Source organism: Pelosinus sp. UFO1 (genome assembly GCF_000725345.1).
Lineage (GTDB): Bacteria > Bacillota > Negativicutes > DSM-13327 > DSM-13327 > Pelosinus.
The window spans coordinates 3,507,495-3,534,205 of record NZ_CP008852.1 but is presented as its reverse complement, the minus strand read 5'-3'; the positions used below and the strand labels follow the sequence as shown (position 1 = coordinate 3,534,205).

At 37.5% G+C, this 26,711-nt stretch carries 24 protein-coding genes and 1 pseudogene; 20 read left to right on the top strand and 5 right to left on the bottom strand.

Annotation, left to right across the window (positions count from 1 at the left end; genetic code table 11):
• Positions 1-12: 12 nt before the first annotated feature.
• The 5 genes and pseudogenes from UFO1_RS16760 to UFO1_RS16745 all read left to right on the top strand — a co-directional run bounded on the left by UFO1_RS16760 (position 13) and on the right by UFO1_RS16745 (position 5,875).
• Complete coding sequence (locus UFO1_RS16760; RefSeq protein ID WP_038672686.1) at positions 13-549, top strand: HAD-IIIA family hydrolase; 537 nt, start codon at positions 13-15, stop codon at positions 547-549.
• A gap of 330 nt (positions 550-879) precedes the next feature.
• Positions 880-1,452, top strand: coding sequence for a Yip1 family protein (locus UFO1_RS16755; protein WP_038672684.1), 573 nt, complete (start codon positions 880-882; stop codon positions 1,450-1,452).
• A gap of 1,209 nt (positions 1,453-2,661) precedes the next feature.
• Positions 2,662-4,368: pseudogene (locus UFO1_RS26235) on the top strand (ice-binding family protein); the annotation flags it as partial.
• A gap of 33 nt (positions 4,369-4,401) precedes the next feature.
• Positions 4,402-4,557 carry a hypothetical protein gene (locus tag UFO1_RS25810; protein ID WP_236639228.1) on the top strand — a complete coding sequence of 52 codons (156 nt, stop codon included), beginning with the start codon at positions 4,402-4,404 and terminating at the stop codon, positions 4,555-4,557.
• A 112-nt stretch (positions 4,558-4,669) separates the two neighbouring features.
• The gene (locus UFO1_RS16745; RefSeq protein WP_038672682.1) at positions 4,670-5,875 is read left to right on the top strand and encodes a clostripain-related cysteine peptidase; all 1,206 of its coding nucleotides are present in this window, start codon (positions 4,670-4,672) and stop codon (positions 5,873-5,875) included.
• A 511-nt stretch (positions 5,876-6,386) separates the two neighbouring features.
• Here UFO1_RS16745 and UFO1_RS16740 read toward each other — a convergent pair.
• Positions 6,387-7,019: a hypothetical protein gene (locus tag UFO1_RS16740; RefSeq protein ID WP_038672680.1), complete on the bottom strand. Its 633-nt coding sequence runs from the start codon at positions 7,017-7,019 to the stop codon at positions 6,387-6,389.
• A gap of 661 nt (positions 7,020-7,680) precedes the next feature.
• Positions 7,681-8,208 carry a hypothetical protein gene (locus UFO1_RS16735; RefSeq protein WP_038672678.1) on the bottom strand — a complete coding sequence of 176 codons (528 nt, stop codon included), beginning with the start codon at positions 8,206-8,208 and terminating at the stop codon, positions 7,681-7,683.
• A gap of 185 nt (positions 8,209-8,393) precedes the next feature.
• On the opposite strand from UFO1_RS16735, the gene UFO1_RS26045 reads away from it, so the two are divergent.
• Positions 8,394-8,519 (top strand): hypothetical protein, encoded by a 126-nt coding sequence (locus tag UFO1_RS26045; RefSeq protein WP_256380522.1) that lies wholly within the window; start codon positions 8,394-8,396, stop codon positions 8,517-8,519.
• Between the two features lie 330 nt (positions 8,520-8,849).
• Here UFO1_RS26045 and UFO1_RS16725 read toward each other — a convergent pair whose 3' ends face one another.
• Positions 8,850-9,482, bottom strand: coding sequence for a CBO0543 family protein (locus UFO1_RS16725; protein ID WP_051788975.1), 633 nt, complete (start codon positions 9,480-9,482; stop codon positions 8,850-8,852).
• 363 nt (positions 9,483-9,845) lie between these two features.
• On the opposite strand from UFO1_RS16725, the gene UFO1_RS16720 reads away from it, so the two are divergent.
• Entirely contained in the window at positions 9,846-10,460 is a 615-nt protein-coding gene (locus tag UFO1_RS16720; RefSeq protein WP_236639227.1) for a LysR substrate-binding domain-containing protein, read from the top strand.
• Between the two features lie 478 nt (positions 10,461-10,938).
• Positions 10,939-11,568: a type 1 glutamine amidotransferase family protein gene (locus UFO1_RS16715; RefSeq protein ID WP_038672675.1), complete on the top strand. Its 630-nt coding sequence runs from the start codon at positions 10,939-10,941 to the stop codon at positions 11,566-11,568.
• 261 nt (positions 11,569-11,829) lie between these two features.
• Here the strand turns inward: UFO1_RS16715 and UFO1_RS16710 are convergent, their stop codons facing one another.
• A complete protein-coding gene (locus UFO1_RS16710) occupies positions 11,830-12,084 on the bottom strand; it encodes a hypothetical protein (RefSeq protein WP_038672673.1) in 255 nt (84 codons plus the stop codon).
• Between the two features lie 503 nt (positions 12,085-12,587).
• Between UFO1_RS16710 and UFO1_RS16705 the strand changes: the two genes are divergently transcribed.
• The 7 genes from UFO1_RS16705 to UFO1_RS16675 all read left to right on the top strand — a co-directional run bounded on the left by UFO1_RS16705 (position 12,588) and on the right by UFO1_RS16675 (position 19,534).
• The gene (locus tag UFO1_RS16705; protein WP_038672671.1) at positions 12,588-13,007 is read left to right on the top strand and encodes a PTS sugar transporter subunit IIA; all 420 of its coding nucleotides are present in this window, start codon (positions 12,588-12,590) and stop codon (positions 13,005-13,007) included.
• 1 nt (position 13,008) lies between these two features.
• On the top strand, positions 13,009-13,491 hold the full coding sequence (locus UFO1_RS16700) for a mannose/fructose/sorbose PTS transporter subunit IIB (protein WP_038672669.1): 483 nt from the start codon (positions 13,009-13,011) through the stop codon (positions 13,489-13,491).
• A gap of 50 nt (positions 13,492-13,541) precedes the next feature.
• Positions 13,542-14,309 (top strand): PTS mannose/fructose/sorbose transporter subunit IIC, encoded by a 768-nt coding sequence (locus UFO1_RS16695; RefSeq protein ID WP_038672667.1) that lies wholly within the window; start codon positions 13,542-13,544, stop codon positions 14,307-14,309.
• Positions 14,310-14,323: 14 nt separating this feature from the next.
• Positions 14,324-15,145 carry a PTS mannose transporter subunit IID gene (manZ, locus tag UFO1_RS16690; protein WP_038672665.1) on the top strand — a complete coding sequence of 274 codons (822 nt, stop codon included), beginning with the start codon at positions 14,324-14,326 and terminating at the stop codon, positions 15,143-15,145.
• Between the two features lie 258 nt (positions 15,146-15,403).
• A complete protein-coding gene (locus UFO1_RS16685; RefSeq protein ID WP_038672663.1) occupies positions 15,404-16,198 on the top strand; it encodes a Cof-type HAD-IIB family hydrolase in 795 nt (264 codons plus the stop codon).
• Between the two features lie 32 nt (positions 16,199-16,230).
• Complete coding sequence (locus tag UFO1_RS16680; RefSeq protein WP_038672661.1) at positions 16,231-16,719, top strand: mannose/fructose/sorbose PTS transporter subunit IIB; 489 nt, start codon at positions 16,231-16,233, stop codon at positions 16,717-16,719.
• A gap of 37 nt (positions 16,720-16,756) precedes the next feature.
• Positions 16,757-19,534: a sigma 54-interacting transcriptional regulator gene (locus tag UFO1_RS16675; protein ID WP_038672659.1), complete on the top strand. Its 2,778-nt coding sequence runs from the start codon at positions 16,757-16,759 to the stop codon at positions 19,532-19,534.
• 446 nt (positions 19,535-19,980) lie between these two features.
• Here UFO1_RS16675 and UFO1_RS16670 read toward each other — a convergent pair whose 3' ends face one another.
• Entirely contained in the window at positions 19,981-20,412 is a 432-nt protein-coding gene (locus UFO1_RS16670; RefSeq protein WP_038672657.1) for a MerR family transcriptional regulator, read from the bottom strand.
• A 128-nt stretch (positions 20,413-20,540) separates the two neighbouring features.
• Here UFO1_RS16670 and UFO1_RS16665 point away from each other — a divergent pair, with 128 nt between their 5' ends.
• The 5 genes from UFO1_RS16665 to UFO1_RS16645 all read left to right on the top strand — a co-directional run bounded on the left by UFO1_RS16665 (position 20,541) and on the right by UFO1_RS16645 (position 26,548).
• Complete coding sequence (locus UFO1_RS16665; protein ID WP_038672655.1) at positions 20,541-21,269, top strand: SDR family NAD(P)-dependent oxidoreductase; 729 nt, start codon at positions 20,541-20,543, stop codon at positions 21,267-21,269.
• Positions 21,270-21,841: 572 nt separating this feature from the next.
• Complete coding sequence (locus tag UFO1_RS16660; protein WP_038672654.1) at positions 21,842-22,435, top strand: ACP phosphodiesterase; 594 nt, start codon at positions 21,842-21,844, stop codon at positions 22,433-22,435.
• A gap of 320 nt (positions 22,436-22,755) precedes the next feature.
• The gene (locus tag UFO1_RS24130) at positions 22,756-24,372 is read left to right on the top strand and encodes a hypothetical protein (RefSeq protein WP_051788974.1); all 1,617 of its coding nucleotides are present in this window, start codon (positions 22,756-22,758) and stop codon (positions 24,370-24,372) included.
• Between the two features lie 541 nt (positions 24,373-24,913).
• The gene (locus UFO1_RS16650) at positions 24,914-25,858 is read left to right on the top strand and encodes a hypothetical protein (protein WP_038672652.1); all 945 of its coding nucleotides are present in this window, start codon (positions 24,914-24,916) and stop codon (positions 25,856-25,858) included.
• Between the two features lie 126 nt (positions 25,859-25,984).
• Positions 25,985-26,548, top strand: a complete 564-nt coding sequence (locus UFO1_RS16645; RefSeq protein ID WP_038672649.1) for a restriction endonuclease — start codon at positions 25,985-25,987, stop codon at positions 26,546-26,548.
• Positions 26,549-26,711: the final 163 nt, after the last annotated feature.

Sequence of the window (26,711 nt, the reverse complement as noted above, 5' to 3'; positions counted from 1 at the left end):
AGGAGAAACAAGATGCAAGACATTATAAATGCGGTATTTATTGATAGGGATGGAACTATTGGAGGAGATTGTTCAATAACTTACCCAGGTGAATTTAAACTTTTTGAATTTGCAGAAGAGGCAATAAAACTTTTGAAAAGCCTAAATATAATGATTTTTGCGTTTACTAATCAACCTGGTATTTCAAAAGGGAAGAGTACCGTTTATGAGTTTGAAAAAGAGTTAGTAGGATTTGGTTTTGAAAAAGCATACATATGTCCACATAGCCACGAAGAAAAATGTTCCTGTAGAAAACCTAGTCATGAACTATTAGTTAAAGCCTCAAATGAATACAACCTTGACCTCACAAAATGCGCTGTGATTGGAGATAGGTGGAGTGATATGTTAGCAGGTAATAATGCTGGAACAAAAAAAATACTAGTCATGACCGGTGCAGGAAAAGAAGCGTTAGAAATATATAGGGATAAATGGGCAGATGTAGAACCTAATTATATAGCGGAGAATATTTTAGAGGCAGTGTTGTGGTTATCTTCACGCCATATAAAGTAGCAGAATACTTTTCAAATAAACATCACAAATAAATATTTTAATAGATTGAAGTGACTCAAAAGAACCGTCCCTGTGATTCTGCAGGCTTTGAGTTAATTAGATACTGTAGTTTTGAGCTATGAGCGCCACAAAACGGTCGAAGAGAAGTTTATGATAATATATTTATGACATGAGACAAAAAGAGGAGAGTGACTCAAAAGAACCGTCCCCTTGATTCTTTTGAAATAATAACTGCATTCGAAGGAGGGTTAAGATATTCTTTTAGATAACAATGATCAAGCCCCAATATCCAAGGAGACTTCCGAGAAAACAAACCCATGGATATCTTTTTTGTTTCGTCCACGTCTAACGATACGTGAATTATTAGAGAGGGAAACAGATAAAAGTGTTTGGAATTTATGGGTATCTTTTACGATTCTGTTAGCTGTCGTAGCTCCGATGATCGGGTACTTACAAGCTGCCATATGGGGAGAACCGAATCTCAAACTTAAGGAATGGTTGTTCGGAACAGCAGCTCTCGTCATTATTAATTTATTAATGTTTTATTTTGGGAGTTATTTCTTCTGGAAGACTAGCTTGTGGCTCGGAGGGCAATGTGAAAAATCCCAAATGAGAATTGTTTTTGCATGGACTACTATTATTCCCTGTGTTTTTTTTGGCTCAATAGATGCAATCTTTACACTACTATTAGGAAAGGAAAATATGGTAGTATTTCTTGCGAATAACGTAGGGGTTATATGGGGGTCAGTAGTTACAATAGCCGGTATTAGAGAAACAACTAATCTTTCCATCTGGAGGGCTGGGGTCGTATGGATGTCCCCTTATGTAATAGTAATTGGTGGAGTACTTATCATCATCACTACCCTTGGATTACTTATTTGGTCTTTAGGGAAGATTTTATAGAAAGCATTATCTGCAGATGTATAAATTAACCTTGTAAATACAAATGTTGTTACTTCAGATGTAAATCAGTACTATCCGTCGGAAAAAGCAGTGGGACGGTTCTGGTGGCTCTCATATTTCTAAGGATAACATCTTTGCAAGAAGCAAAAGAACCGTCCCTTTGCTTCTTTAAAAAAGCAATATATACGACAAACTCCTGCAAAGCAGCTTAGTCTTGCAGGAGTTTTGTATTTTAATGGTAAATAGGATAGAAATATGGGAGAATGTTTTTGAAGAAAAGCTTATGTTTATATTTTGATGACATGAGGCAAGAGGATGGGAGTGACTCAAAAGAACCGTCCCCTTGAGTTTTACTGACTGGGAAAAAAATGAGTTTTTCTATCTATCAGGGGACTTGGCTAGGCATTATCATGACTGGGAGATACTTCAATGTGAAGAGCGAATTGTAGACTGCAATTCGGCAGGTATACCCCATAAGCACGCGGTGCATAGCATAATTGCTAGAAAAATAAAGTAACTTAATCTGATTCTATTTATGAGATTGGCATGTCATGGAACTAAATATTTGTTTAGAGAATGGATAAGCGCAATTGTTAATATAAAGCTCGATAATAAAGGATCTGACGGTTCCTTTGTCTTGATAAAGAGCCGTTGTAGACTCCAAATAAGAAGAGCTGATCAAAAAAATGGCAAATAGGATAGAAATATGGGATACTGATTTTCAAAAAAAAGTTTTGATCATATATTTATGACATACGACAAAAAGAGGGGAGTGACTCGAAAGAGCCGTCCCCTTGAGTTTTTGGGACACAAAATTTGCTTAGTAAAACCGTTCCTTTGATTTTTTGTTGACAAAAAGGAACGTCCCCTCTGTCACTTCAAAGCGAATTGTTCGGAGTTTTTCTAGCCCATAATGGATAATCCTTCTGTACTACATCTTACAGGGGACAGGATAATTATCCCAAGTGAAGGCAATTAGCAAGGATAACAGGAATATCTAAAAGTGTGATTAATAGGATCTAGTGGGACAGAGAACCTGTCCCTTTAGTGCGTTATGGGTAATTTATAAATTAGCCGTCCAACAAAATGGTAAAAGGTTATCATTTTCGAAACGACCCCTCAATTCTTCCTACCATTATATCTCAGTAGCAATCATATGCCGCTTGCATATAATAATGTAGCAAATGAAAGGAGGTGTTTTTCTCTCTTATGGCTCAACCATCAGTAAACCTTGGAACGGCCAACAGTTTCGCAGTTCTGGCCGGCGCCGGGATTACCAACACCGGTCCGACCACGATTACCGGGGATGTTGGGACGTTTCCAACTACATCAGAAACTGGCTTTGGTTCTGTCACATTGATCGGGACGAACCATGGAGGCGATGCTGTCACTCAACAGGCAAAAACCGACTTGATCACCGCATATAACGATGCTGCCGGACGATTACCTGCTACCGCCGTGGCTGGGGACCTTGTAGGGCTAACCCTCGTCCCTGGAGTCTACAAATCCACGTCTTCACTTGGGTTAACAGGCACTCTCACCCTCAATGCCCAGGGCGACCCCAATGCTGTCTTCATCTTCCAGATAGGGTCCACACTCGTTACGGGATCGGGTAGCAACGTAAATCTCATCAATGGGGCTCAGGCTTGCAACGTATTTTGGCAAGTCGGCAGTTCTGCGACCCTCGGAACGAACTCTACCTTCACGGGAAACATCCTGGCTTTGACATCAATCACAGCGAAGACCGGCGCAAAGGTGAATGGCCGATTGCTGGCTAGAAATGGCGCGGTTACATTAGACACTAACACCATTACAATAGCGACATGTGCGGTTTCCCTGAGCCTTACCAAAGTATGCCCCACTCCCACTCCTCCGAGCACCCACTTTACTGTCGGAGACACGGTAACCATTACTCTTACGGTTACCAACAGCGGCACTACCAATGCCACCGGTGTTACGGTAGTAGATCAGATTCACATACCAGCGGATGTACAGATCAGCAGTTTAACAACTACTCCGTCGGCAACCTCAATCAGTCCGCCTACGGGACCATACTCTAATACCAACATACTTACTACCTGGACCGGATTGACCGTACCCGCTCTTTCATCACAAGTGTTAACTGTGACCTTTACTATCTTGGTCGCCCCACCGCTAGGTGACGTGATCACAAATGTGGACGCCGGTATCGGAGTATTAAGCGGCACCAATCAATTTACGTGCACCATTCCTGTGTCAACTGCAGTTTTCCTGAGCCTTACCAAGGTATGCCCCACTCCCGTTCCTCCGAATACCCACTTTACTGTCGGAGACACAGTAACCATTACTCTTACGGTTACCAACAGCGACACTACCAATGCCACCGGCGTTACGGTAGTGGATCAGATTCACATACCTGCGGATGTGCAGATCAGCAGTTTAACAACTAGTCCATCGGCAACCCTAATCAGCCCGCCTACGGGGCCATACTCTAATACCAACATACTGATTACCTGGACCGGATTGACCATACCCGCTCTTTCATCACAAGTGTTGACTGTGACCTTTACGATCTTGGCAGCCCCATCGCTAGGTGACGTGATCACAAATGTGGACGCTGGCATCGGAGGATTGAGCGGCACCAATCTATTTACGTGTACCATTCCAGTGTCAACTGGGGTTTTCCTGAGCCTTACCACGGTAGGCCCCATTCCCCCTCCTCCAAGCACCCACTTTACTGTCGGAGACACGGTAACCATTACTCTTATTGTTACCAACAGCGACTCTACCAATGCCACCGGCGTTACGGTAGTGGATCTGATTCACATACCTGCGGATGTGCAGATCGGCAGTTTAACAACTAGTCCGTCGGCAACAATCAGCCCGCCTACGGGACCATACTCTAATGCCAACATACTGATTACCTGGACCGGATTGACCATACCCGCTCTTTCAACAAGAGTGTTGACTGTGACTTTTACGATCTTGGCCGCTCCAGTGCTAGGTGATGTGATCACAAATGTGGATGCCGGTATCGGAGAATTGAGCGGCACCAATCAATTTACGTTTACCATTCCTGTGTCACCGTTTCCACCCATACCCCAGCGCGGGATCCCCCTATGGTAGGATAGTTGTTGTAGGGACGAAAGTCACTTAGACTAAAGCTTCCTGCGAAGTTCAACGCTTTGTATGAAAAATATCTAGTAACAAATTTAATGGTTCGTGGCAGGTGAAAGAGATGCAAGGGAACGTACATAAAAAGTGGACGATTCTAATTTACGCCAATGGTAACAATGACCTGGAACCCGAAATGTGGCAAACCTTTTTAGAGGCCCAAAGTATCGGCTCCAATGATGATATCAATGTTGTGATTCAGATTGGAAGAGCAGAAAGAAGCCTTGTCAAAATCATAAGACCCTTTATTCCATTACCTGGCACTGATGAGAATTGGGTTGGTGTAAGACGTTACTTTTTAACGAATGGTCAATCGATATTACTCGCGGATTTGGGTAATCAAAATATGGCGGATCCCCTGAACCTCTATGATTTTATCAAATGGGCCAGGCAACATTACCCTGCCCAGAAAACCATGCTGGCACTTGGCGGGCATGGCTGTCAGTTTGCGGGCTCTATGACCGATTATAGCCAGGAGGTACCTTATCTGATGGGGCTGCCAGAAATGAGCCAGGCCATCCACCTGGCCTGCCAAGAAGGGGGCTACTTCATCGATTTACTAGTGATGGACACCTGTTATTTTAATTTCATAGAGGCCATTTATGAACTGGGCCAATATCAATCTCCATCCGTTCGTTACGCCTTGACCTACATTCTAAGCGGCCCCATTTACGGATTACCCTATCACCAGGTGATCCAAAGAGTACAAAAACACCCGGAAGGTGACGTAAAGCATCTGATTATTGACCTGGTCAACGTTCTGAACCTAGACCTGGTGGCTTTTGAAATTTGCCACCCAAAATTGGAGCAGATCAAAAAAGGATTTAGCAAGGTGGCTGCTTGTTATTTAGAGCATAGGCAGGTTCAGAAAAGCCCCGGTGACTTACTAGCCGTTAATCCAGAGGATCCCTGGAATCATCTTTCGTTGGCTGTAGCTCACCTAGCCCGTTCCCTTATCGTTCACGCAAAATCCTCCGCTCAACCCGCTGCATTTATGAATGTAGCCAATACAACAACCAATGATCGCGACTGTATTGATTTGTACTGTAAATTGGGGTTTGCCCGAAATAATTACTGGACGTATCTGTTAAGTAATGAAACCCTGGCTCCAGATCAAGTCTTCCAGAATTCCCTCGAATTAAAGCCATTGGTACTATCTCCCCTAGCTGTTGGTGCGTATATTTCAGTCATGAATCCATTGGCCAGTGTGGAAGAGAAAACATCCATCTTTCAAAACTTAGTGAATTATAAAAAGTGGGTTTGGAAATAGGAGCTAGGCCCTACTAATCATTTAGCTCTTTAGGTTGATTAGGCCATTTTGGGTTTTTTAATACAGCGATAAATAGGGGTACCAGGTGCGGGCCAATTGAGTGGCCGCACCTTTTTCAGTTATATTAGGCAGCAATAATTGTCGAAATAAATATTTTGCCATTATATTTGATACACAGAAGCGTTACTCTCTTTAAGTATGGTGCGTAAGAACAACAAATTTGGATATTTATAGTTTTGAGGGCAATGAGGACGTTAATCATTGTTTGATTTTTTTCTGCACTATTTTGATCTGATATGGAGACCCCATTCTAATCCGAAACCTATATCATGCCGGAGGCAAACTAGTCATGATACATGATACGGATAAGCATCAATAGTAACTCAAAAAGGGGGATTTGTAGGGCCACGCCTCGCCGTGTCGAACTCCTGTAATGCATGACTCAAAAGAACCGTCCCCTTGAGTTCCGGAATGGAAAATTATCGGACGTAGTTGCTTGTTTTGAGGTAAACTAATTTTCATTTTTTTTATCGGATTCCTCATCAAGCGGTTTAACGGCTGGTTGAAATAGAACTGAAGTTTGCCAAACTTGTTGTTTTGCTTGATATTGTTCTTCAAATGATATGATGAGGGATATTACAGCTTTAGCCAAAAAACCAACAAAGGCAATAATCAAAAAGGTATTTACATAATTCCACTGAATTAGCTGAACAAGCCCCAGTGATACCACTAATGGTGAAAAAACAAATCCTAAAAATGCAGATGCCCCTATATTCCACACTGCATAACTTTTCCATGAGTAAGCCCGTTGATATATAAGCATATAATAAAGGGGTATTACGGTAATGTCTAAAAGGAAAATATTGGGAACCATGGGGAGAATAGGCAAAGGATATGCCCATAGATTGGAGTTACAACCGACTATCTCAATTACAACGGAAAATACAGATATGAGGGACCCGTATAAAATTGTTTTGGTTAGTCTCGTCTTATCCAATAGCGAAAAACAAAGAATATAAGAGATAATTACGAATCCTATTTCTCCCCACCATTTAATAGAGAATAAGTCTTGTGTGCTCCATTTCGTCACCATAAGATTATGAAGCGTGTAATTTGCCTGATTAATCATTTCAATAGTAATCAATATATGCACTTCCTTTTATAAGTAGGTGGTCAGTAATTGCTAGGAATTCCCAGAAAGTTATATTCTAGAATTTTGGCTTTATTGAGAACGTTTAAAAATCCATTTGACGAAGTTAGTATGCTCTTAGTAATAAAGAATTATAAGGTAACCCCTTATAATTCTTTTAGTGATTTTATATCAAGCTTCTTGAATTAATCGAATTATTTACATAAGTCTTTATTATCGGACAGTCTTTTAACGTACGAAATGCGCGTTTTGCTGGTGAGACCCCATAGAACTTTGGATAAAGTTAGCCGGAGTTCTGGGTAGGGACAGTGTACGAGTCTTGGGGTCCACTCCAAACCGTCCCTTTGCTTCTCGATAAATATAAAGATAAACTCCTGCAAAAGCAGCCTAGCCTTGCAGGAGTTTTGTATTTTAATGGTAAATAGGATAGAAATATGGGATACTGCTTTTCAAAGAAAAGCTTATGAATATATATTGTTGACGTGAGATGAGAAAATAGGAGTGACTCAAAAGAACCGTCCCTGTGAGTTTCCCATATCAATTCAAGGTAATTATTTAAAGGAATTTAATATTCATTGTTGGCAGTAGACTTGTAAATGGGCAAAAAGAAAACCGGCACGATGACCGGGGTTAGAAATATTGTTTAATCTATTCATTAATCTTCTTTGTTTTCTTGATTTTTTGTTAGTGGCTTTGCTGCTGCTGGTTGTAAGCTCATAGAGGTGTTAGTTTTTTCAGAATGGGAAAATACGCCTTCCTGCCACATTTGAAAACCGTAAATTGAGAAAGCCATGATCATCGTAAAAATAAATCCCAATAATCTAGAAGGGAAATCCATAATTCCTCTACTAGCAACCCATGGCAAAATAATGAAAACAAACAGCGCATTATTTAAGGTTTCGACTAATAAAAACAGCCAAAAACGTCCATATGTATATTTTAAAATCCACATCGGCACTGTTGGGTAAAGCCCGTAGTAGAAGGCAGGTAAAATAGCTAGTGGATAGATCGTTTCCCGGAAGTACCACCACCCATTTGCAACTCCTAATTCGCTTGCGATAAAAGTCATGAATATAGCTAATAATCCAGCAGGCATAAAACGTCTAATATCTTCTCTTGGCATAAAGAATAGTGTTAACCAAGGTATAATTAACGTACCCCATAATATTGTCTGATTGCTCATTGCAAGCCCTCCTGTATGTTTGACTATAGTTAGTTTGTGCTTGCGTTGCTTGGCTAATACGCTAACATTGACAAACGTTTTGCCAGAGCAGGAAATGGGCAAATGGAAGCAGTGGGACGGTTCCGCTGCTTCTTTTATTTGTAAGAAGGTATAATTCAATTTTGGAAGCAAGAGAACCGTCCCCGATGCTTCCATTGTTGCGTGGTATTGAAAAAGTGAAAGGTGAAGCGGTTATGCATTGTTTAATGTATAACCTAAAACGTGTGCTTAATATTATGGGAACCAAGCAATTGATAGCGGCAATCAAGTAGGTTCAAGAACTACTATTTGATTATAGCCGTTATTTTTATGTCAAATCGGTATTGGGGACAATATTGAAGCTGAAAGCTAGGCGTTTTCGCACAGCCTGACGTCCCTTCTGTCATTAAAAGCATGAAAAGAGTGTCGATAACCCCGTCCCCTTGACACCATTCAGAGTTTTGTATTTTAATGGTAAATAGGATAGAAATATGGGATATGTTTTTCAAAGATAGGCCTCTCATTATGATCGCGTATATGAGAGGAGAAGATAGGTACTCAAAAGAACCGTCCCTTTGATTCTTCCGAACGATAAAAAGAATGAGTTAGAGTATTGAACTTAGTTATTTCTTCCTAACCCTAAACCAGTTCAAAGATGTTGATGGCATATTTGGAGGATTTTCCTTTACCAGTAGGCTTCTGAAAAAATCTGTTAGCCATTTTGATACATAGGATATAGCTAAATGACTAATAAATAAGATAAAATAGGCTTTCAAACCTCCTCCACCTGCTCCTGGCTTGGTAATGTTAATAGCAACCAAAAGAGGTTTTGCAATAAAGCCAAAGAAAAAGGCAGGTATTGTTGCATACAAGTAAAAATTTTTCTTATGGTTTAATGTCCACTGGTAAACAAGCATGAAAGTTACCGGAATAAAAGAAGCGTCAAATGCAAAACTAATCGGAAAAATAGGGATTAACTTGTATGGATAAGTCCACTTTCCAAATTGTACTGCCGCAACATCTACATATGAATGCCAAATATGGACGCTAAATCCAAAAAAACCAAGATGAAACATTCTTCTCCTATCGATAAAAAAATACAATGAAACTAATGGCAACACGGACAATATAACCAATAGCCAGAAATGCCAGTCATTATATGATGAATATTGATTCCAATATTTTATCCACCCAGTTGTTAATTCTTTTTGTAGTTCATTAAGTCGGTTTAGTTCTTCTAGTTGTTCTTTTCCCATACAAATTACCTCTCCATATCATCGATAATGTTCTATTATTTACGGATTTCGTAGAATTACTCGAATTTATGTTGATCCCTCATTTCTAGAAAACGCGTAGACGATTCTGTTGCCTTATTATATTGATTAAAAATCAGGATTTGGACTGGTAGGGCTCGCTGTGCCGAACCCCTGTCATGCAATGAGAATAGAGGAATAGACAATAATTAGAGCTGATCAAAAAACAATATATATGACAAACTCCTGCAAAGCAGCTTAGCCTTGCAGGAGTTTTGTATTTTAATGGTAAATAGAGTAGAAATAGGGGATGCTGCTTTTCAAAGAAAAGCTTCTATTTACGTATAACATATATGAGACAAGAAGATGGGAGTGACTCAAAAGAACCGTCCCTTTGAGTTTTCTGTATATAGAATGCTAAATCAGCATACCCCGCCGATCCGACTGCAAATTCGTACTCAACATACTCAGGAAGCATTTGATAGTATAGAAAGGCGCGAGATGGATGTGGCATTTGTGGTGCGAGAAATAATGTCGCCTAGTGTCACGATTAAACCGTTTTTTTCTGAAAAAATGGTGTTGTTGCGCCTGGCTGTGCCGGGGCGGCAAGCTGGAGATACTGTTGAAATGGGAGAATTGGCGGCAGAGCACGAAGTCTTCATAAATTGGAACAGAGAGTTTCAATTCAGACATGACCAGTGGTGGGATCCTCTTTGTCCTTCCCGTGTTCATCTGGACACGGCGGGACTCATCACTACTTTTTTGAAGGACGCAAGACAATGGACTATAGTTCCCGCCTCTATTGGCGCACATATGATGCGGATTGGCGATTTTGTTCTTCAGAAATTATCGGCACCGGTACCTCCAAGGATATGCTATAAGGTAACTCCAAATTTCTCAACCAGGCTTTACACGATACCCTTCGTATTCTTGATACCTATCTGCAAGATATATTTGGAATACAATGATCTGACCAGTTGAGATAATAGCTGCAATTGATTCTGGGCCAGCAAACTCATAAAGGATAAGGGGACGGAGGTAGTGTCTGACGAAAAGGGGAATTGTTGAAAGAAACTTTAAGACAGAACCACCGTCCCCGCGTCTTGTACATTGGAAGACGTTCTAAAGTATAATTTCCCATATGCAGATGGGTACGGTGGATTTTGGAAATCTACAATAAGTATTCAGCATCCTTTAGCAGATATTGAAATCGTGCCTTGGGATAGTTCGCTTGTTTTAGCAATAAGTAGAAATGGTAGAATCATTGATAGTTTTATGAAATATCTTCCTTTGGCGCAGAATTTAGCAACATAACAATCAATTCACAAAATAAATATAACGATAAACTCCTGCAAAGCGGCCTAGCCTTGCAGGAGTTTTGTATTTTAATGGTAAATAGGATAGAAATATCGTCCTTTTGAATTTTTAGAGTGGGGTGGTAGTTATGGGAGGTAATACAATGAGTAAAAATACTATATTTATGTATGTTCTCAATACAATGGCGGATTGGGAATGGGGCTATATAACCGCTGAATTGAAAACCGGACGTTTTTTTAAAAAAGGAATACCAGCATTTACGATTAAAACAGTTAGTTTAAATAAGGAGCCGATTACAACCATGGGTGGGCTGCGAATCATACCTGATTTGAGTATAGATGAAATTAATAATCAGGATTGTGCTCTTCTGCTATTGCCTGGCGGTGAAACGTGGATGGATTCACAGCATGCTTTGATATTGAAAAAGGCAAAAGATTGTTTAGATAGTGGTATTCCTGTTGCCGCCATTTGTGGTGCTACTATGGCACTTGCGTCAGTCGGAATTTTAGATGCATATCGGCACACTAGTAATGATTTTGCATATCTCAAGAAGGAATGCCCCAATTATCATGGGGAAGAAAACTTTCAATTTCAAAGTGCAGTTACCGATGGTGATCTCATTACTGCCAGTGGTATAGCACCGATAGAGCTAGCTTATCAAGTTTTTAAGCGACTTGATGTATTCTCAGATGAGACCTTAGATTGTTGGTATCAGCTTCATAAAGTACAAGATCCTCAGTACTTTTATAAACTAATGCAATCTCTTGGATAGGGATTTTAGCGACTTATCAATAAATTTACTTATATTACATTTTATAATTTGAAATTAATCAATTCCTGACTCGGAAGAACCGTCCCTCTGAGTTGTTTGCCCCAGGTTGCTTTGGAGAAAGCTGCAAAAACAAGGGGAATGATATCAAGATTGAAACCCAAGGAGCCATGGGAATTGAGAATGAGCTACTGTCCAGGAGATTGGAGGTGCTGCTGTTATGATCTTTGTCGTAGGCGTGAATGTGGAGGGGGATGTTCAGCTTTAGCTGAGCGGGTTCATAATAAAATAGGCTAGGAGTAGCATTGACGATAATAATGCTATTATTGATGTTACAGGGCTAACTATATCTATTCCTTTCACCTTCCATAAAACTAAACTTGAGAAAGAACCAACGGCAAATCCTAAAAAAATAAAGCTACTACCAGCTTGCACATGCTTCCCAATTAACAGTACAACACCTACAAGGCATGTTAAGATTGTACTTGCCCAAAATCCAATCAACGTAGAGTCTGTCATGCTTATAGCCCCCAGTTTATTTATGGTGCTTGCATAGGCGAGATGTTCAAAATACAAGGAATTTATTCAATTATTATTCCCATGGAGAAGTCGTATATGCCCAAAGATTATAAAACAAAGCAAAGAACGTTAAAACACTGGAGTATGTTTTAACGTTCTTTTTTCATGTTGTAAAGTATACATCCTCAAACATATCACTGACTACAGATGAAAAGCATCGAATTTGCAAAATTCTAGCTTTGATGTATCAATATAGTAGTAATTACTTAACTAGTGTATCAAAAAAAGTATGATAAGTATCAAAATCCTAATTAGAGCACAATGTTGAGGGAGGGGAAATGATAATTTGGAAAATAGTTGTTCTAATAGTTGCTTACACATTAGCCAAGTTAACCGTAGAACATTTTGAAAGAAAAAAGCTAAAAAAAATTTTGTTGATACATAGCTTGGCATGAAATTTGCACTATAAATAAGCAATAAAGTTAGAGAAGAAGGTGATAAATGTGGTAGGTTTAGTAATATGCACACATGGAAAGTTTTCAGATGAATTAGTAAAAGCATCAGAAATGATATTTGGAAAACAAGAGGATGTAAGAACTATAACATTTGAACCAGGTGAAAGTGCAGATGAACTAGTCGGAAAATATGAGAGAGCCATAGAACAGTTGGGTGAAAAAGATGAAATTCTTTTCATTGTTGACCTATTTGGTGGAAGTCCATACAATGCTGCCAGCAGAATTGTTGCAGATCATGAAAACATGGATATTATAGCAGGGGTAAATTTACCAATGCTGTTAGAAATTTATATGCAAAGAACTAATTCAAGTTTACCTGAATTAGTTGATGTTGCAATACATGCAGGACGTGATGCTGTAAAATCCTTTAGAGATAATTTTGCGACTGTGGTTGAGGAGGAATTATGATATGAAAATTTGTTTAACTAGAATTGATGATCGCTTAATCCATGGGCAGGTGGCAACGGTTTGGGTAAAGGAATCCGGATGCGATAAAATCATTGCCTGTAGTGATGAAGTCGCCGCTGACCAATTAAGAAAAACTTTATTATTACAAGTAACACCACCAGGGATAAAAGCCTATGTGTTACCAATTGATAGGGTTATTGAAGCATACAAGAACCCCAAATATAGTGATTTTAAAACACTGTTTCTATGTACCAATCCAACAGATGTTGTGCGATTGGTAGAAGGTGGCGTAGATATTAAATCTGTAAACGTTGGTGGAATGTGTTATAAAGAGGGAAAAGTTTTAATTACGGGAGCAGTTGCAGTTGACAAAACAGATGTAGATGCTTTCAGAAAGCTAAATGAAAAAGGAATTGAATTAGAAATAAGAAAAGTAGCCCGTGATAGTAAAGTTGACTTAATGAGTCTCAACTTACCGTTTTAAATACAGAAATGTATTTAAAAATAGGTTATTAAAAAAAATGGGGGATAACAATGAGTGAATTGCAAATGGTTTTACTAATAATTGTTGCGGCTATTGCAGGTATGGAAAGTGTAGTTGATGAGGGACAAGGTCATAGACCACTAATTGCATGTACCCTAGTAGGGCTTGTTCTAGGAGATGTTACAACAGGTATTATTCTAGGTGGTACGTTAGAACTCATGGCCTTAGGTTGGATGAACGTTGGGGCATCTATGGCTCCAGATTCGGCTCTGGCTAGTGTAATCGCTGCCATATTGATAATTGTCGGTAAACAATCAATAGGGGCGGGTATCGCTGTAGCAATACCAATTGCAGCGGCGGGTCAAGTACTTACTATTTTTGTTCGATCAGCGACAACGTTTTTCCAACATCTTGCTGATAAGTATGCAGAAGAAGGTAGCTGCAGAGGAATTGAAATGTGCCATTTTCTTGCTTGGACATTACAAGCATTGCGTGTTGCCGTTCCAACTGCATTAGTTGCTGCCATCGCTGGAACAGATACCGTTACTGTTTTACTTGCATCCATTCCAGATGTAATCACAAGAGGCTTGCAGATCGCTGGTGGATTTATCGTAGTTGTTGGTTATGCAATGGTTATTAACATGATGGAAGCCAAATATTTAATGCCATTTTTCTTCTTAGGTTTCGTAGTTGCTGCGTTCACTAGCTTAAATCTTGTTGCATTTGGTGTGGTTGGCACCGTATTAGCTATTCTTTATATCCAACTCAATCCCAAATATAATGAGTCAACGGCAATCGTTGATGAACTAGATCTATAAAGGGGGATGTAAAAATGAATGAAAAGAAATTAACCCAAGGTGATCTCTTTAGTATGTTTATTCGCTCTAACTTTCTCTTAGCATCCTTTAACTTTGAAAGAATGCAATCAATGGGTTTTTGTGTCACAATGATTCCTGCATTAAAAAGATTGTATCAAGGGGAAGAACTTAAAAAAGCATTAAAACGGCATTTGGAGTTTTTCAATACACAACCATTTATTTCTGCCCCTATTATGGGAATCACAGCAGCTATGGAAGAACAACGCGCCAATGGAGCTCCTATTGATGATGCATCAATTAGTGGTGTAAAAGTAGGCCTTATGGGACCACTTGCTGGTGTGGGAGACCCTATATTTTGGGGAACGATCAGACCTGTTACTGCAGCTTTGGGTGCATCATTGGCATTGAGTGGCAGTATATTAGGACCAATCTTGTTTTTCTTATCATTTAATGTAATACGATTAGCGACAAAATACTATGGTTTACAGTATGGATATACAACAGGAACTGGTATTGTCTCTGACATGTCAGGAAATAGATTACAGAAGTTAACTGAGGGAGCATCCATATTAGGATTGTTCGTAATGGGTTGCTTAGTTTCAAGGTGGACCAGTATGAATGTACCATTAGTAGTTTCTACGGTTACTGGGGCAGATGGAAAAGTAGTAGTTACCACCGTGCAAACTATCTTAGATCAGTTAATGCCAGGGATGCTGCCATTAGGCTTAACGTTCTTATGTATGTACCTATTGAAAAAGAAGGTCAATGCAATAGGGATAATCTTTGGACTCTTTGCATTAGGAATTATAGGTTATGCATGTGGTCTACTTAAATAATTAAAGAGGTATAGATGATTTTCTCCTTATGCTCCTAGTAGTGGTATTATCTGTATTACGTAACATGCTAAAGAATTTTATGTTAGGTTATTTTTAAGAGCTGAGGTTAAATGATAACGATGCGCTTTATTAATAATTAGGCATATAATGAATTCTTTAGCATGTTTTATGTAATGAAGGATTAGACAAATGGAAGGCGTCGTTGATGTGGATTAGGACGGAATTAAGAGGAGGAGGATTTATATCAATAGGTATAAAATGCTATGTTTAGATATAGATGGAACGCTTTTAAATTCCAAACATCAAATTACCGAACGAACAAAGATAGCTATTCGTAAAGTGGCAAAAGAACAGAAGATACCAGTCATATTGGTTTCCGCAAGAATGCCTCAGGGAATTTATTTTCTGGCAAAAGAATTAGAAATCTGTGCACCTATTATTTGTTATAACGGTGCTTTGATAATAGACTATAACAACAATATTGTACTTAATAACTATATTGAAGTACCTTATATAAAAAAAGTGTATTCCATTGTGAAAAAGTATAGTATATGTATAAGTTTATATAAAGACGATGGATGGTATAATGAGGAGAAAGATGAGTGGGTTGAACAAGAAGAAGGTATTACGAATCTTACTTCTACTATTCGTGATTATCGGGCGTTGCTCACTGATTGGGGAAATGAAGGATGTAATAAGATTCTGTGTATGGGTGATGAAGAAGAAATCCTCTCTTTAAAAAAAGAACTACTGGCTATGTTCCAAGAGGATTTAACTATTTACCTCTCGAAACCTACCTATCTAGAAATAATGCCGAAAAATTCGTCTAAAATAGCAGCAATTGCAGTTTTATTAGAAAAATATAACGTAAATAAGACTGAGCTGATAGCGATAGGTGACAATTATAATGATATTAATATGATTGAATACGCAGGACTTGGAATTGCAATGGGAAATGCTCCAGATGCAGTGAAATCTTGTGCTGATAGTATTACCACATCTAATGACGAAGAAGGTGTGGCATGTGCAATTTATAAATACATGTTAGGATAAGTTGTTTATAATATTGAGAGAAGAGGTATGCCATGAAGATTTGCTTAGTTAGGATTGATGATCGATTAATCCATGGTCAAGTGGCCACTGTTTGGGTAAAGGCTGTAGGATGTAATAGAATTATTGCTTGTAGCGATGAAGCGGCTGCTGATCCATTAAGGAAAGCCTTATTATTGCAGGTGACACCTCCAGGGATAAAATCCTATGTTTTGCCTGTTGAAAAAGCCATAGAGGTATATAAGAATCCAAAAAATAGTGATTTTAAAACATTATTTTTATTGACCAATCCAACAGATGTTTTAAGAATGGTAGAAGAGGGCGTAGATATCAAATCTGTAAATGTTGGTGGAATGTGTTACAAACATGGGAAAGTTCTCATTACAGGTGCTATATCTGTTGATAAACAAGACGTAGAATCTTTCAGAAAGCTACATGACAGAGGTATAGAATTAGAAATTAGAAAGGTAGCAAGTGATAGTAAGATTGATTTAATGACTCTTGACTTGCCCTTTAAAGAATAAGGTCTTGCCTTGAAAATTTATGAAAGTTGAGTTTAAAATGAAGAGAATTGAAAAAATTTATTGCTATTTAGATGAAAACACACAAAAATTTTCAATGGAAGAACTGTTACAAGATAATGGATTTGAAACAGGTGAGATATCTGAACAACTCAATATCTTAAGAAATAATGTCAGCAAAGAACTTCATGAATTATTAAGATTGGATAAAATTATAAAAATAAAGGGCAGACCCGTAAAATTTCTACATAAGACTTGTGTTGAAAAAATATTAAATATTGAAATCAAAGAGAAATCGATAGAAGTAGGAAGTATCAAAGAGCTTCTTGTTAAAAGGGAAAGCGAAGATCCTTTCCAAAATTTGATAGGGGCAGAAAAGAGTTTAAAGAATCAAGTCGAACAGGCAAAAGCTGCTATTATATATCCACCCGTAGGATTACATACATTAATTTTTGGACAGACAGGGGTAGGAAAAACTCTATTTGCAAAAATGATGTATAACTATGGTAAATATATAAAAAAATTTACCGACAAATCGCCATTTATAATTTTTAACTGTGCGGACTATTATAATAACCCTCAATTATTATTAGCCCATATCTTTGGCTATATAAAAGGTGCTTTTACAGGTGCTGATCATGAAAAAGAAGGGCTGGTTGAGAAGGCTCATGGAGGAATATTATTTTTAGATGAAATACATAGGTTGCCTCCAGAAGGGCAAGAGATGATATTTTATTTCATGGATACAGGCACATATAATAAACTGGGGGAAACAGAACGAAAACGCAAAGCTAGTATATTAATTATAGGAGCCACTACTGAGGATCCTAGTTCACATATGCTTAAAACTTTTATGCGACGGATACCGATTATCATCAGTATTCCACCATTGCAAGAGCGAACAGTTGAGGAAAAAATAGATATCATTAAGTACTTATTTGTTAATGAAGCACATCGAGTAAATAAAAGTATAAAAATATCGACTGAAGTAGTGAAGGCGTTGATTGGCAGTGTTTCTTACGGAAATATTGGTCAACTAAAATCCAATATTCAGCTTACGTGTGCCAAAGGTTTTTTAAATAATATAAATAATGGCAAAGAATGCATAGAGTTAGATTTTAAAATGCTTTCTTCGAATATAAAAAGTGGATTGTTTGAATTTGGCAGAGATTATAAGGATTTTAAAGAAGTTAGTAATATTTTAGAAGCTCCATTGTTAATAAGTCCTGATGGCTATAAAGTAATGATAGAAGATGCAGAGGAACTACCTTTTAATTTATATAAGCTTATAGAAGACAAAATAAGCTTATTAAAAGAAGAAGGAATGGATGATAATGATATTAATAAATTTATCATTACTGATTTAAATATCAAATTCAAAATATTTTATAATAAATTTAATAAAAATAAGGAACATAAAGAGCGAATTTCAAAGATAATAGATAAAGAAATTTTGGAATTCGCAGAACAAATGAAGGATTTAGCTGAAACTGATTTAACAAGAAAATATAGTGATCGATTTGTTTATGCGTTAAGCTTTCATTTAAGTGCCTTTTTCAAACGAATGAAAGAAAAAAAATATGATACGAATAAATATACCTATCATTCGATCCAGGATAATGATGAAGAATATAAGGTTGCCTTGAAAATAACGGCTATCATGAGCCAAACCTTCCAAGTTGAAGTGCCAGAGGTGGAAATTACCTATATCGCGATTTTATTAAAATCAGTCGAAGAAGAATCACAAGAGCAGGTTGGTATTATTGTTGCAGCCCATGGGAGTAACACAGCTAGTAGTATGCTTAGTGCTGTGCGAGGTTTATTGGGTGATGTTTCCTCCGTAGGTGCAGTTGATATGCCATTAGATGTAAGTCCTAAAGAAATATTAGAAGTTATGATTGAAAAGGTAAAAAGCATAAATAAAGGAAAAGGTGTGCTACTACTTGTTGATATGGGATCTTTGTTTAATTTTGAAGCAACTATTGTAGAAAAGACAGGAGTTAAAGTCAAGACCATTGATATGGTTTCTACGCCGTTACTGCTTGAGGCAGTAAGAAAATCAAGTATTCTTGGTATGGAACTTGAGGATATATTTAATTCACTTAGGGAATTTAGAGGCTACAATAATGAGTTAAATGGAGAAAAAAGTTTTAGCGACAAAGTGATTATCACGGTATGTACTTCTGGAAAAGGGACAGCTGTTAAGCTAAAAGAAATTGTGGAAAATGTATTATTTAATTTAACACAAGAAAATATTGATGTTATACCTGTAGAAGTCAGAGAATTGGATAAAAAAATTAAAACGTTGCAAAAAAAATATGATATTTTAGCAGTGGTTGGTGTGAAAAAACCAAAAGACAATATTCCTTTTATCCCCCTAGAAAAGCTCATTGATGGTAATGGTGAAAAGATACTAAGAGAAATCATTGTGGGCAATCAGTTTATGGTGTTACCAGAAAAAGAAAGTGTTGTCATTAAAGATTTATGTGAAGATAATTTAAAACAATTCCTTACCTATCTAAATCCTCACAAAATCATTGGGATATTATTAAACTTTGTAGATGAATTAGAAAAAGAACTACATATAGCCTTTGATAATTCAATGAAAATTAGAATCATTCTTCATGTAGGTTATGCACTTGAGAGAATAGTAGCTAATGATGGGTTAAAGTGTGAGGCGGATAAAGAACCTATCAGTACAGAACTTGCTCGTTCGGTAGATAGCACATGTGAAATTTTTAAGAAATCAGTCAACATATCATTGACTGAGGATGAAAAGTATTATATTTGCAAAATGTTAAGCTCCGCGGAAACCTAAGCCGATATTGCTCTTCATGGAACAAGGGACAGGTTAGAAACCTGTCCCCTGTCCCCATGACATTCTTTCCTTTGGCGCAGAATCTAACAACATATAACATTCAATTCACAAAATAAATATAACGACAAACTCCTGCAAAGCAGCCTAGCCTTGCAGGAGTTTTGTATTTTAATGGTAAATAGGATAAAAATATGGAATTTTAAGGAAATTCTAACCATGTAAATAAGAGAAGAAAACAAGTACTCGAAAGAACCGTCCCCTTGAGTTTTTCTAATGTCATTACTTACGTAACAAAGTAATAAAAAAAGCACCTAAATAAGTCAATGCATAACTCAAACCTGACCCTGCGGTCTTTATATGAGATTGAAGTAGAGAATAAAAAATAAAATAACTTGATGAAAAAAGTTCTAGTGAAGGCTTATCAATTTACTTTTTAAAAATCCCGCTTATAAGGCTTGTTGTAAGTTATTTTTACGTTTTTCATCATATGCTTTTTTTAATTGCTCATTTACAATTTTCACTGCATCAGGAGATTTATAGATTTCAATTTTTGCATCAATTAAGCTAAGGTTTTCCTTGAGCCCATCCATTTGTTTTATAATCTCGCTGCGATGTTCTGTAAGTAATTTCTGTCGGACATCTATTGTATCAGTACCTTCCATACATAAATCTATATATTTTTTAATATCTTTAATTTGCATTCCTGTATTCTTCAGACAATAAATGATCTTAAACAAATTTAAGTCTGATTCAGTGAATTCTCTGTTTCCGGATTTATTCCGTGAGACAAATGGTAAAAGGCCCTCTTTGTCATAAAAGCGAATGGTATACGCTGAAATATCGAACATAGTTGCTATTTGATTAATGGTATAACTCAAATTTGAACTCTCCTTTACATGTTATTAAAAATTAGCTTGACTTAGAGATAACTCGAAGTGTTATCATCAGTATAAATAACAATATAGTTATATTCAAGTGATTAATAAATGCTTAAAGGAGAGTTATTATGACAAATAAAGTATTAATTTCCGGTGCGAATAAAGGGATTGGTTTTGAAACTGCCCGCCAATTAGGTCAACAAGGTTGGTCAATCTTATTGGGAGCACGTAGTGAAGAACGTGGCTTAGCAGCCGTGGAGGAGCTCAAAGCAGGTGGTGTCAATGCGGAATGGATCAAAGTAGATTTGAATGATGTGTCAACTATTCATGCTGCTGCGAAATATATTAAAGCCAATCATGCTGACTTGAATGTTTTGATTAACAATGCCGGTATCCCCGGTGACATGCATAAGGGTGCTTTAGATTTCACTTCCGTTGAATTACGGGAAGTTTTTGATGTGAATTTCTTTGGAAACTTTGAAATGATTAAAGCCTTTACACCCATATTAGCGGCTAATAATGGGCGTATCTTGAATTTGAGCATCCCAACAGTTGCCAATGATTTCTTTGCACCTTTCGCTTATATGACTAGTAAAGCGTCATTAAACTCAATGATTGCGGCTTTTGGCGCGTACTATACAAAAAATAATATCTCAGTTGAAATATTTGGTGTGATGCCGGGCGGGATTACTACTGACTTGAACGGAAATACGACAGGACCATTCATGAAGACTCTTCCGCAAGGTGGCAAGATCATTGTTGACCTTTTAACTAATGGAAAGCATCACCAAGGCAAGGTATTGAACGAATATGGCGTGGCTATGGATTATGAAGCTAATTATTTACTAAAAGCATAAAAACCATATAACTACCGCGTTAATAGGTTTATTTCAAAAAGTCATTGAAGCTATTCAAAAGCATACAGAAACACGGGGACTGGGATGCTGTTTTCAATAATGAAAGAAACATAGTCCCTGTCCCTGTGTCCCATAAGGACTAAAACAGTTCTAATCTTTAGTCCTATAGTCAGTCAGGCTGCACCCGCTGCCCGCCCGGCGGTTCTGGTGTCAAAATTTCAGAAAGCTAAAGATTGCAACATTTCACCAAAATATCAAGCTGCGATACCTATAATGTCAAGGGGACAGGTACATTGGCACTAAAATAATAAGATGGTAAGACATTAGAACTAAACCGTGAAATGGTAAGAAGGGTGCAAGTGTCAAAGAAGCTTCTACTTGACACCTTATACGACAAACTTCTGCAAAGCAGCCTAGCCTTGCAGGAGTTTTGTATTTCAATGGGAAATAGGATAGAAATATGGGATATGTTTTTCAAAGAAAATTTTATGATCGTAAATTTATGACATGAGATAAAAAGAGGGAATGACTCAAAAGAACCGTCCCCTTGAGTTTTCTAGTGAGGAGAAAAAATGAATTATTTAGCGCATATATATCTCTCAGACAACAATAATGAAAGTATGCTTGGTAATTTTCTTGGTGATTTTGTAAATAAATCTTTGGAAAATAACTTTGAGTATTCTATAAAAAGTGGTATTTTTATGCATAGAAAACTTGATAGTTTTACTGACTCAAATCCGGTTTTTCTAGAGAGCAAAAAAAGAATTTCAAGCTTGAATAGGAGATTTGCAGGGGTATTAATTGATATGTTCTATGATCACTTCTTAGCTAAGAACTGGTCTGAGTATTCTTCAATATCCTTAGAAGAATATGCTGATAATTTTTATAGTATACTTAAAAGATTTTCTTATTGTTTACCAGATAAGTTAACAACAAGGATGCCTTTAATGATAGAGGAAAACTGGCTTGTTTCGTATAGGGAGATAAATGGTATAAAAAAATCATTAGAGCGAATTTCATGGAGATTTTCTAAATCAAAGCATCCTCTATTGAACCCAGTAGATGAGTTGATTAGGAATTATGAAAGTTTAGAACTTGATTTTAAAAGTTTTTTTCCTTATGCAATTGAGTATGCAAATAAACTTAAAGGCATTCACCAGTTATAAAACCATCCCATCCCTGTCTTCTTTCATGAGATAAAGAACCGTCAGGCCGTGTGAAAAATGAGGTTATTTTTCACACGGTCTGCCGTCCCTTGTGATTGCTCCCTTAAGAATGCTTAAGCAGAAATATAACTTATCGATTCGGCAAATCGAAAGACTCATCGGCATTAATAGAGGTATTGTTTTAAAAGCATGAAAAGGGTGTCGATAACCCCGTCCCCTTGACACAGTTCGGTTATAAGAAAGATAATGAAATAAACTATATTGAGTAATCAAGCAAATGTTAGAGTGACTCAAAAGAACCGTCCCCACGAGTTTTATGGTTGGCGGTAAACGATAAAAAACAGTCATTTTATGGACAACGCTCTCTTTATAGAGCCTATTTAAATGGAGAGGTTAAGAATATACTTGATCACAGTTGGATTTACCAAAAGCAAGGCACACAGTATGAAGTTCGTAAGGTAAATATTTTTACCAACTATTATAAAGTGCTAAGTGAGTCGGGCTGGAAAGTTAGCTGGGAATCGCCTAATGTAGATGAGACGTGTTTCGTATCTACACCTGAAGGATACTGCTTAGGTTGCGAATTAAAAGTCAATGATAAGATTGCTTGGTTACTTTCTCCCCCGACTTCAAAAGAAGCCCTTAAGTCCTTAATTAATAGTATTTTAGCATATGAAGCTACAGAAGTAATAGAATCAAAAGAAGTAACCAAATCAAAAAAAGTGATCGAACCAAGCTTAGGTAAAGATTACCATGTGAAAACTACATATATTTCTAGTGAAAACGTTAGTTCTTTTGTGGGAAAAATAAAATTATTACTAGTAACTGCTACGGAAATCGAAACTAAAACTTTGCGGACATACCTAAATCCTCTGCAAGGGCATGATGCAATACTGGAAGGAACAATAGATGATATAACCTATCGGCTTGGTAAGTTTGGAGAGTATAACGCTGTACATTTCCAATGTGCTATGGGCACGGTAGGACGTGACTCTTCATTACTGTCAACTTATATTGCAATTAAATTTTGGGAACCGACAATTGTTCTTATGGTAGGAATAGCTTTTGGAGGCAATCCCCATAAAATGCAATTGGGGGACGTCCTTGTTTCGGAAATGATATCCCCTTATGAACCAGCAAGAGTAGGAGAAACTATAATACCTAGAGGACCTAGCTCATTAGCTGGATCAATTCTACTTAATCATTTCAGAAATATGATAGATTGGGAATACCCGATATCTTCTGCAAAGCTTTCAGAAAAGCGAATTGGAGAGATACTTTCTGGTGAAAAACTTGTTGATAATCTGGATTTTAAAAATCAATTACTGACCTTGTTTCCAAATGCAATAGGTGGTGAAATGGAAGGTGCTGGTATATATGCTGCCGCTACAAGAGCTAAAGTATCGGAGTGGATTTTAGTAAAAGGAATCTGTGATTGGGGTGACGGAACCAAAACTAAAGAATATCAACCGCTGGCGGCAGATGCGGCATTGTCCCTATGTCATGCTGTATTTAGCAATCCCCATTCCTTCGAATTTTTGCCTAAGGAGATTGAATGTCTACCCATTACTAACGTGGAGCCATATGGAAATAGCGATCAATCCAGCAAAGTAAGAGAGGAACGTACCTCTATACTAGCAAGTGATATTATTAATCCTGTTGGTAAAAGTAATCGCTACCAAAATAGATTTTCACTAAAAAAGTATTATAGTGAGAGAGATCCAGTCACGGATATGATTATAGGACTCAACGACATCGATATTTTTGGAAAAGCTACAATTAATTACACTTTACCCGATGGAGAGCCTGTTGAAGAAAAGGTTAAAAACGGGTATGCCGTTGATTTTAACTTTAGAAATAACCGATATCGGTTACTTGTTCAGTATGTTAACCTGGAAACTAGAGAAATAGGTGTTGAAATAGCTGAAAGATTATAGAGTGAAATTATAGATTTTTTGATACTATGACGAATCATAATTAAAACTTGGCTTGTTGGGAACACTTAAAGGGCGCTATCTGTTGAAAGACTAATGTGTATGAGAAGTAGTGGATTTGGGCTGGCTCGGCTCGCCATGCCGAACCCCCGTCCATGTAATGAGTAGTGACAATAGTTAGAGCTAATCAAAAAACAAGATATACGAAAAACTCCTGCAAAAACAGCCTAGCTTTGCAGGAGTTTTGTATTTTAATGGTAAATAGGATAGAAATATGGGATATAAGATAGGGATGAATCGAAAGAACCGTCCCTGTGAGTTTTACGTAAGTAGTTACTATAATGCTCTTGTATAGATAACATAAAAAGACAAGGGGAAGTAGATGGCATCTGGCAATAAGGGAATTATTGAAAGAAGTTGCAAGATAGAACCACCGTCCCCTGTCTTGAGGTGATTATATATTGAAGACGTAGAGATGAGAAAATGGGAAATAACTCAAAACCGTCCCCGTAATTTCTTGCAAATGTTAAGCCGGAGGCGAACTATGTTGATACAATCACAGTGGATTAACCCCGAAGAATGCGATGTTAAAAATATAGCCAGACTTAGAGAATTTCGGCTTATATTATCCCGTTGGAAAACCATATTGGCAGGAAACGACCCTCATTCAGTACGAGAGCAGCTAACACAAATTGCATGGGATGATGCAATCTACTGGTCGCTTAATGAAGGATTAGGGATTAATGAAAGACGGACGAAGCCTCTTCCTTTGCCTGCTTCGCTAGTAGAATTGATACATGACCGCTATTTTCAAAGCCAAGTTCTTTTGTTTAGGAGGCTATTTGAGAGGAAAGCTACAAAGCCAAAGGATGAAGTATATTCTCTTTGTACTGTCCTGGAAGAAATGAAGAAGCACAGTAATTTAATTGTAAGGGAAACCTACGTCTGCTACGATGGAACACCTTATGAAGTTGAAAACTGTAAACATGATTGGCGAATAGAAAGTCAATGTTCACATCGTCATAGAGTATTTGATACTCTATGTCAGCCTTTTTCAGGTGAACGAAATCGTGAAGATGAACTTAATACAAGTATAATTCAGTTATGTGAAAAGGAAATTAGTGATTTACTCCAACGTCTTAAGTATTATTCAAATAAGTATATTGCCCACGCTTCTGATATGAGTAATCGAAAACCTGCAGAAATAGAGCCGCCATTGCTATCTCTTGGCTACCTGCAAGACCTTCATGAGAATGCAATTTGCCTATCTCAAACAATTGGAAAGATTGCCGACGAATTAGTTCTTGCCGAAGTTCCGACCCCAATATTTGACCAATTTAAGGGATGGGAACATTTTTTTGATAAGGAAATAAAGGCTGAACTTTACGAAATATGGAGGAACCGCGTTGCTTTAATTAGGGGGTGGACAAGGATGTACTGGGAGAGTGATACATTACATCTACCAGCATCAAAGGAAAGTTTAACTTAAGATATTCTCATACTGGCGGGCCAATTTTTTTATTGTTCCAAAGCCAGTTTGTTAAATGCAACGAGAACGTGTAGTCTGGATGAAAGTCGTTTATATAATACTATAATGGCATATAGAGGTGGAGTAATGCTTAATCAATTTGGCCCGTTTAGAAGTATAGATATTACTCCGGAGGAGTTTGAAAAAGAAACTGCACGATGTTTACAAGAGAATGGAATGAAGATTACTAATTGTGTTGTGCGCCACAATGAAAAAATAAGAGTATTCGATGGTAATTATCAAATTGATGTTACAGCTAGGTTAGAACTTTTTGGAGGGGCAGAATTACTTGTTCTTGTTGAATGTAAGCATCAAAAAAACTCAATTAAACGTGAAATTGTACAGGCTCTACATGATAAAATACGTTCAATAGGGGCTCATAAAGGAATTATATTTTCTTCTAGCAACTTTCAAAAAGGGGCATTAGAATATGCTAAAGCGCACGGTATAGCATTGGTTAAAGTTGCAGATGGAAAATGCACTTACGAAACAAGAAGTTTGCATGGTGTAGAGGACATTCCATCTTGGCTTTCAATACCCAAGTATGCCTTATATATAATGGAGCCATCGGGAAATAATGGAATACTTGTATCTTTATGTTCCAACTCTACGAAATTGCTTGAGAAAATGAAATTAGAAAGCCGCGCATAATTGCTCTTTTTGTTAAGGTGGGGCAATTTTTGCTAAAAAAGTAACCTAACAGGGAGCAAATAGCTCCCGTTTTATTTTATGGGGCAGGCAATTTTCATTATTCCAAAAGGGAACTGTTTTATTGGCAAGGGCGGTATAGTAATAAACGGCTCTTTTTGTAATT

Coding starts and splice junctions, on each gene's coding strand:
- UFO1_RS16760 (WP_038672686.1), top strand. CDS start 13: ATGCAAGACATTATAAATGCGGTATTTATTGATAGGGATGGAACTATT.
- UFO1_RS16745 (WP_038672682.1), top strand. CDS start 4,670: ATGCAAGGGAACGTACATAAAAAGTGGACGATTCTAATTTACGCCAAT.
- UFO1_RS16735 (WP_038672678.1), bottom strand. CDS start 8,208: ATGAGCAATCAGACAATATTATGGGGTACGTTAATTATACCTTGGTTA.
- UFO1_RS26045 (WP_256380522.1), top strand. CDS start 8,394: ATGCTTCCATTGTTGCGTGGTATTGAAAAAGTGAAAGGTGAAGCGGTT.
- UFO1_RS16725 (WP_051788975.1), bottom strand. CDS start 9,482: ATGGGAAAAGAACAACTAGAAGAACTAAACCGACTTAATGAACTACAA.
- UFO1_RS16720 (WP_236639227.1), top strand. CDS start 9,846: ATGGGAGTGACTCAAAAGAACCGTCCCTTTGAGTTTTCTGTATATAGA.
- UFO1_RS16715 (WP_038672675.1), top strand. CDS start 10,939: ATGAGTAAAAATACTATATTTATGTATGTTCTCAATACAATGGCGGAT.
- UFO1_RS16710 (WP_038672673.1), bottom strand. CDS start 12,084: ATGACAGACTCTACGTTGATTGGATTTTGGGCAAGTACAATCTTAACA.
- UFO1_RS16700 (WP_038672669.1), top strand. CDS start 13,009: ATGAAAATTTGTTTAACTAGAATTGATGATCGCTTAATCCATGGGCAG.
- UFO1_RS16695 (WP_038672667.1), top strand. CDS start 13,542: ATGAGTGAATTGCAAATGGTTTTACTAATAATTGTTGCGGCTATTGCA.
- manZ (WP_038672665.1), top strand. CDS start 14,324: ATGAATGAAAAGAAATTAACCCAAGGTGATCTCTTTAGTATGTTTATT.
- UFO1_RS16685 (WP_038672663.1), top strand. CDS start 15,404: ATGCTATGTTTAGATATAGATGGAACGCTTTTAAATTCCAAACATCAA.
- UFO1_RS16680 (WP_038672661.1), top strand. CDS start 16,231: ATGAAGATTTGCTTAGTTAGGATTGATGATCGATTAATCCATGGTCAA.
- UFO1_RS16675 (WP_038672659.1), top strand. CDS start 16,757: ATGAAGAGAATTGAAAAAATTTATTGCTATTTAGATGAAAACACACAA.
- UFO1_RS16665 (WP_038672655.1), top strand. CDS start 20,541: ATGACAAATAAAGTATTAATTTCCGGTGCGAATAAAGGGATTGGTTTT.
- UFO1_RS16660 (WP_038672654.1), top strand. CDS start 21,842: ATGAATTATTTAGCGCATATATATCTCTCAGACAACAATAATGAAAGT.
- UFO1_RS16650 (WP_038672652.1), top strand. CDS start 24,914: ATGTTGATACAATCACAGTGGATTAACCCCGAAGAATGCGATGTTAAA.
- UFO1_RS16645 (WP_038672649.1), top strand. CDS start 25,985: ATGCTTAATCAATTTGGCCCGTTTAGAAGTATAGATATTACTCCGGAG.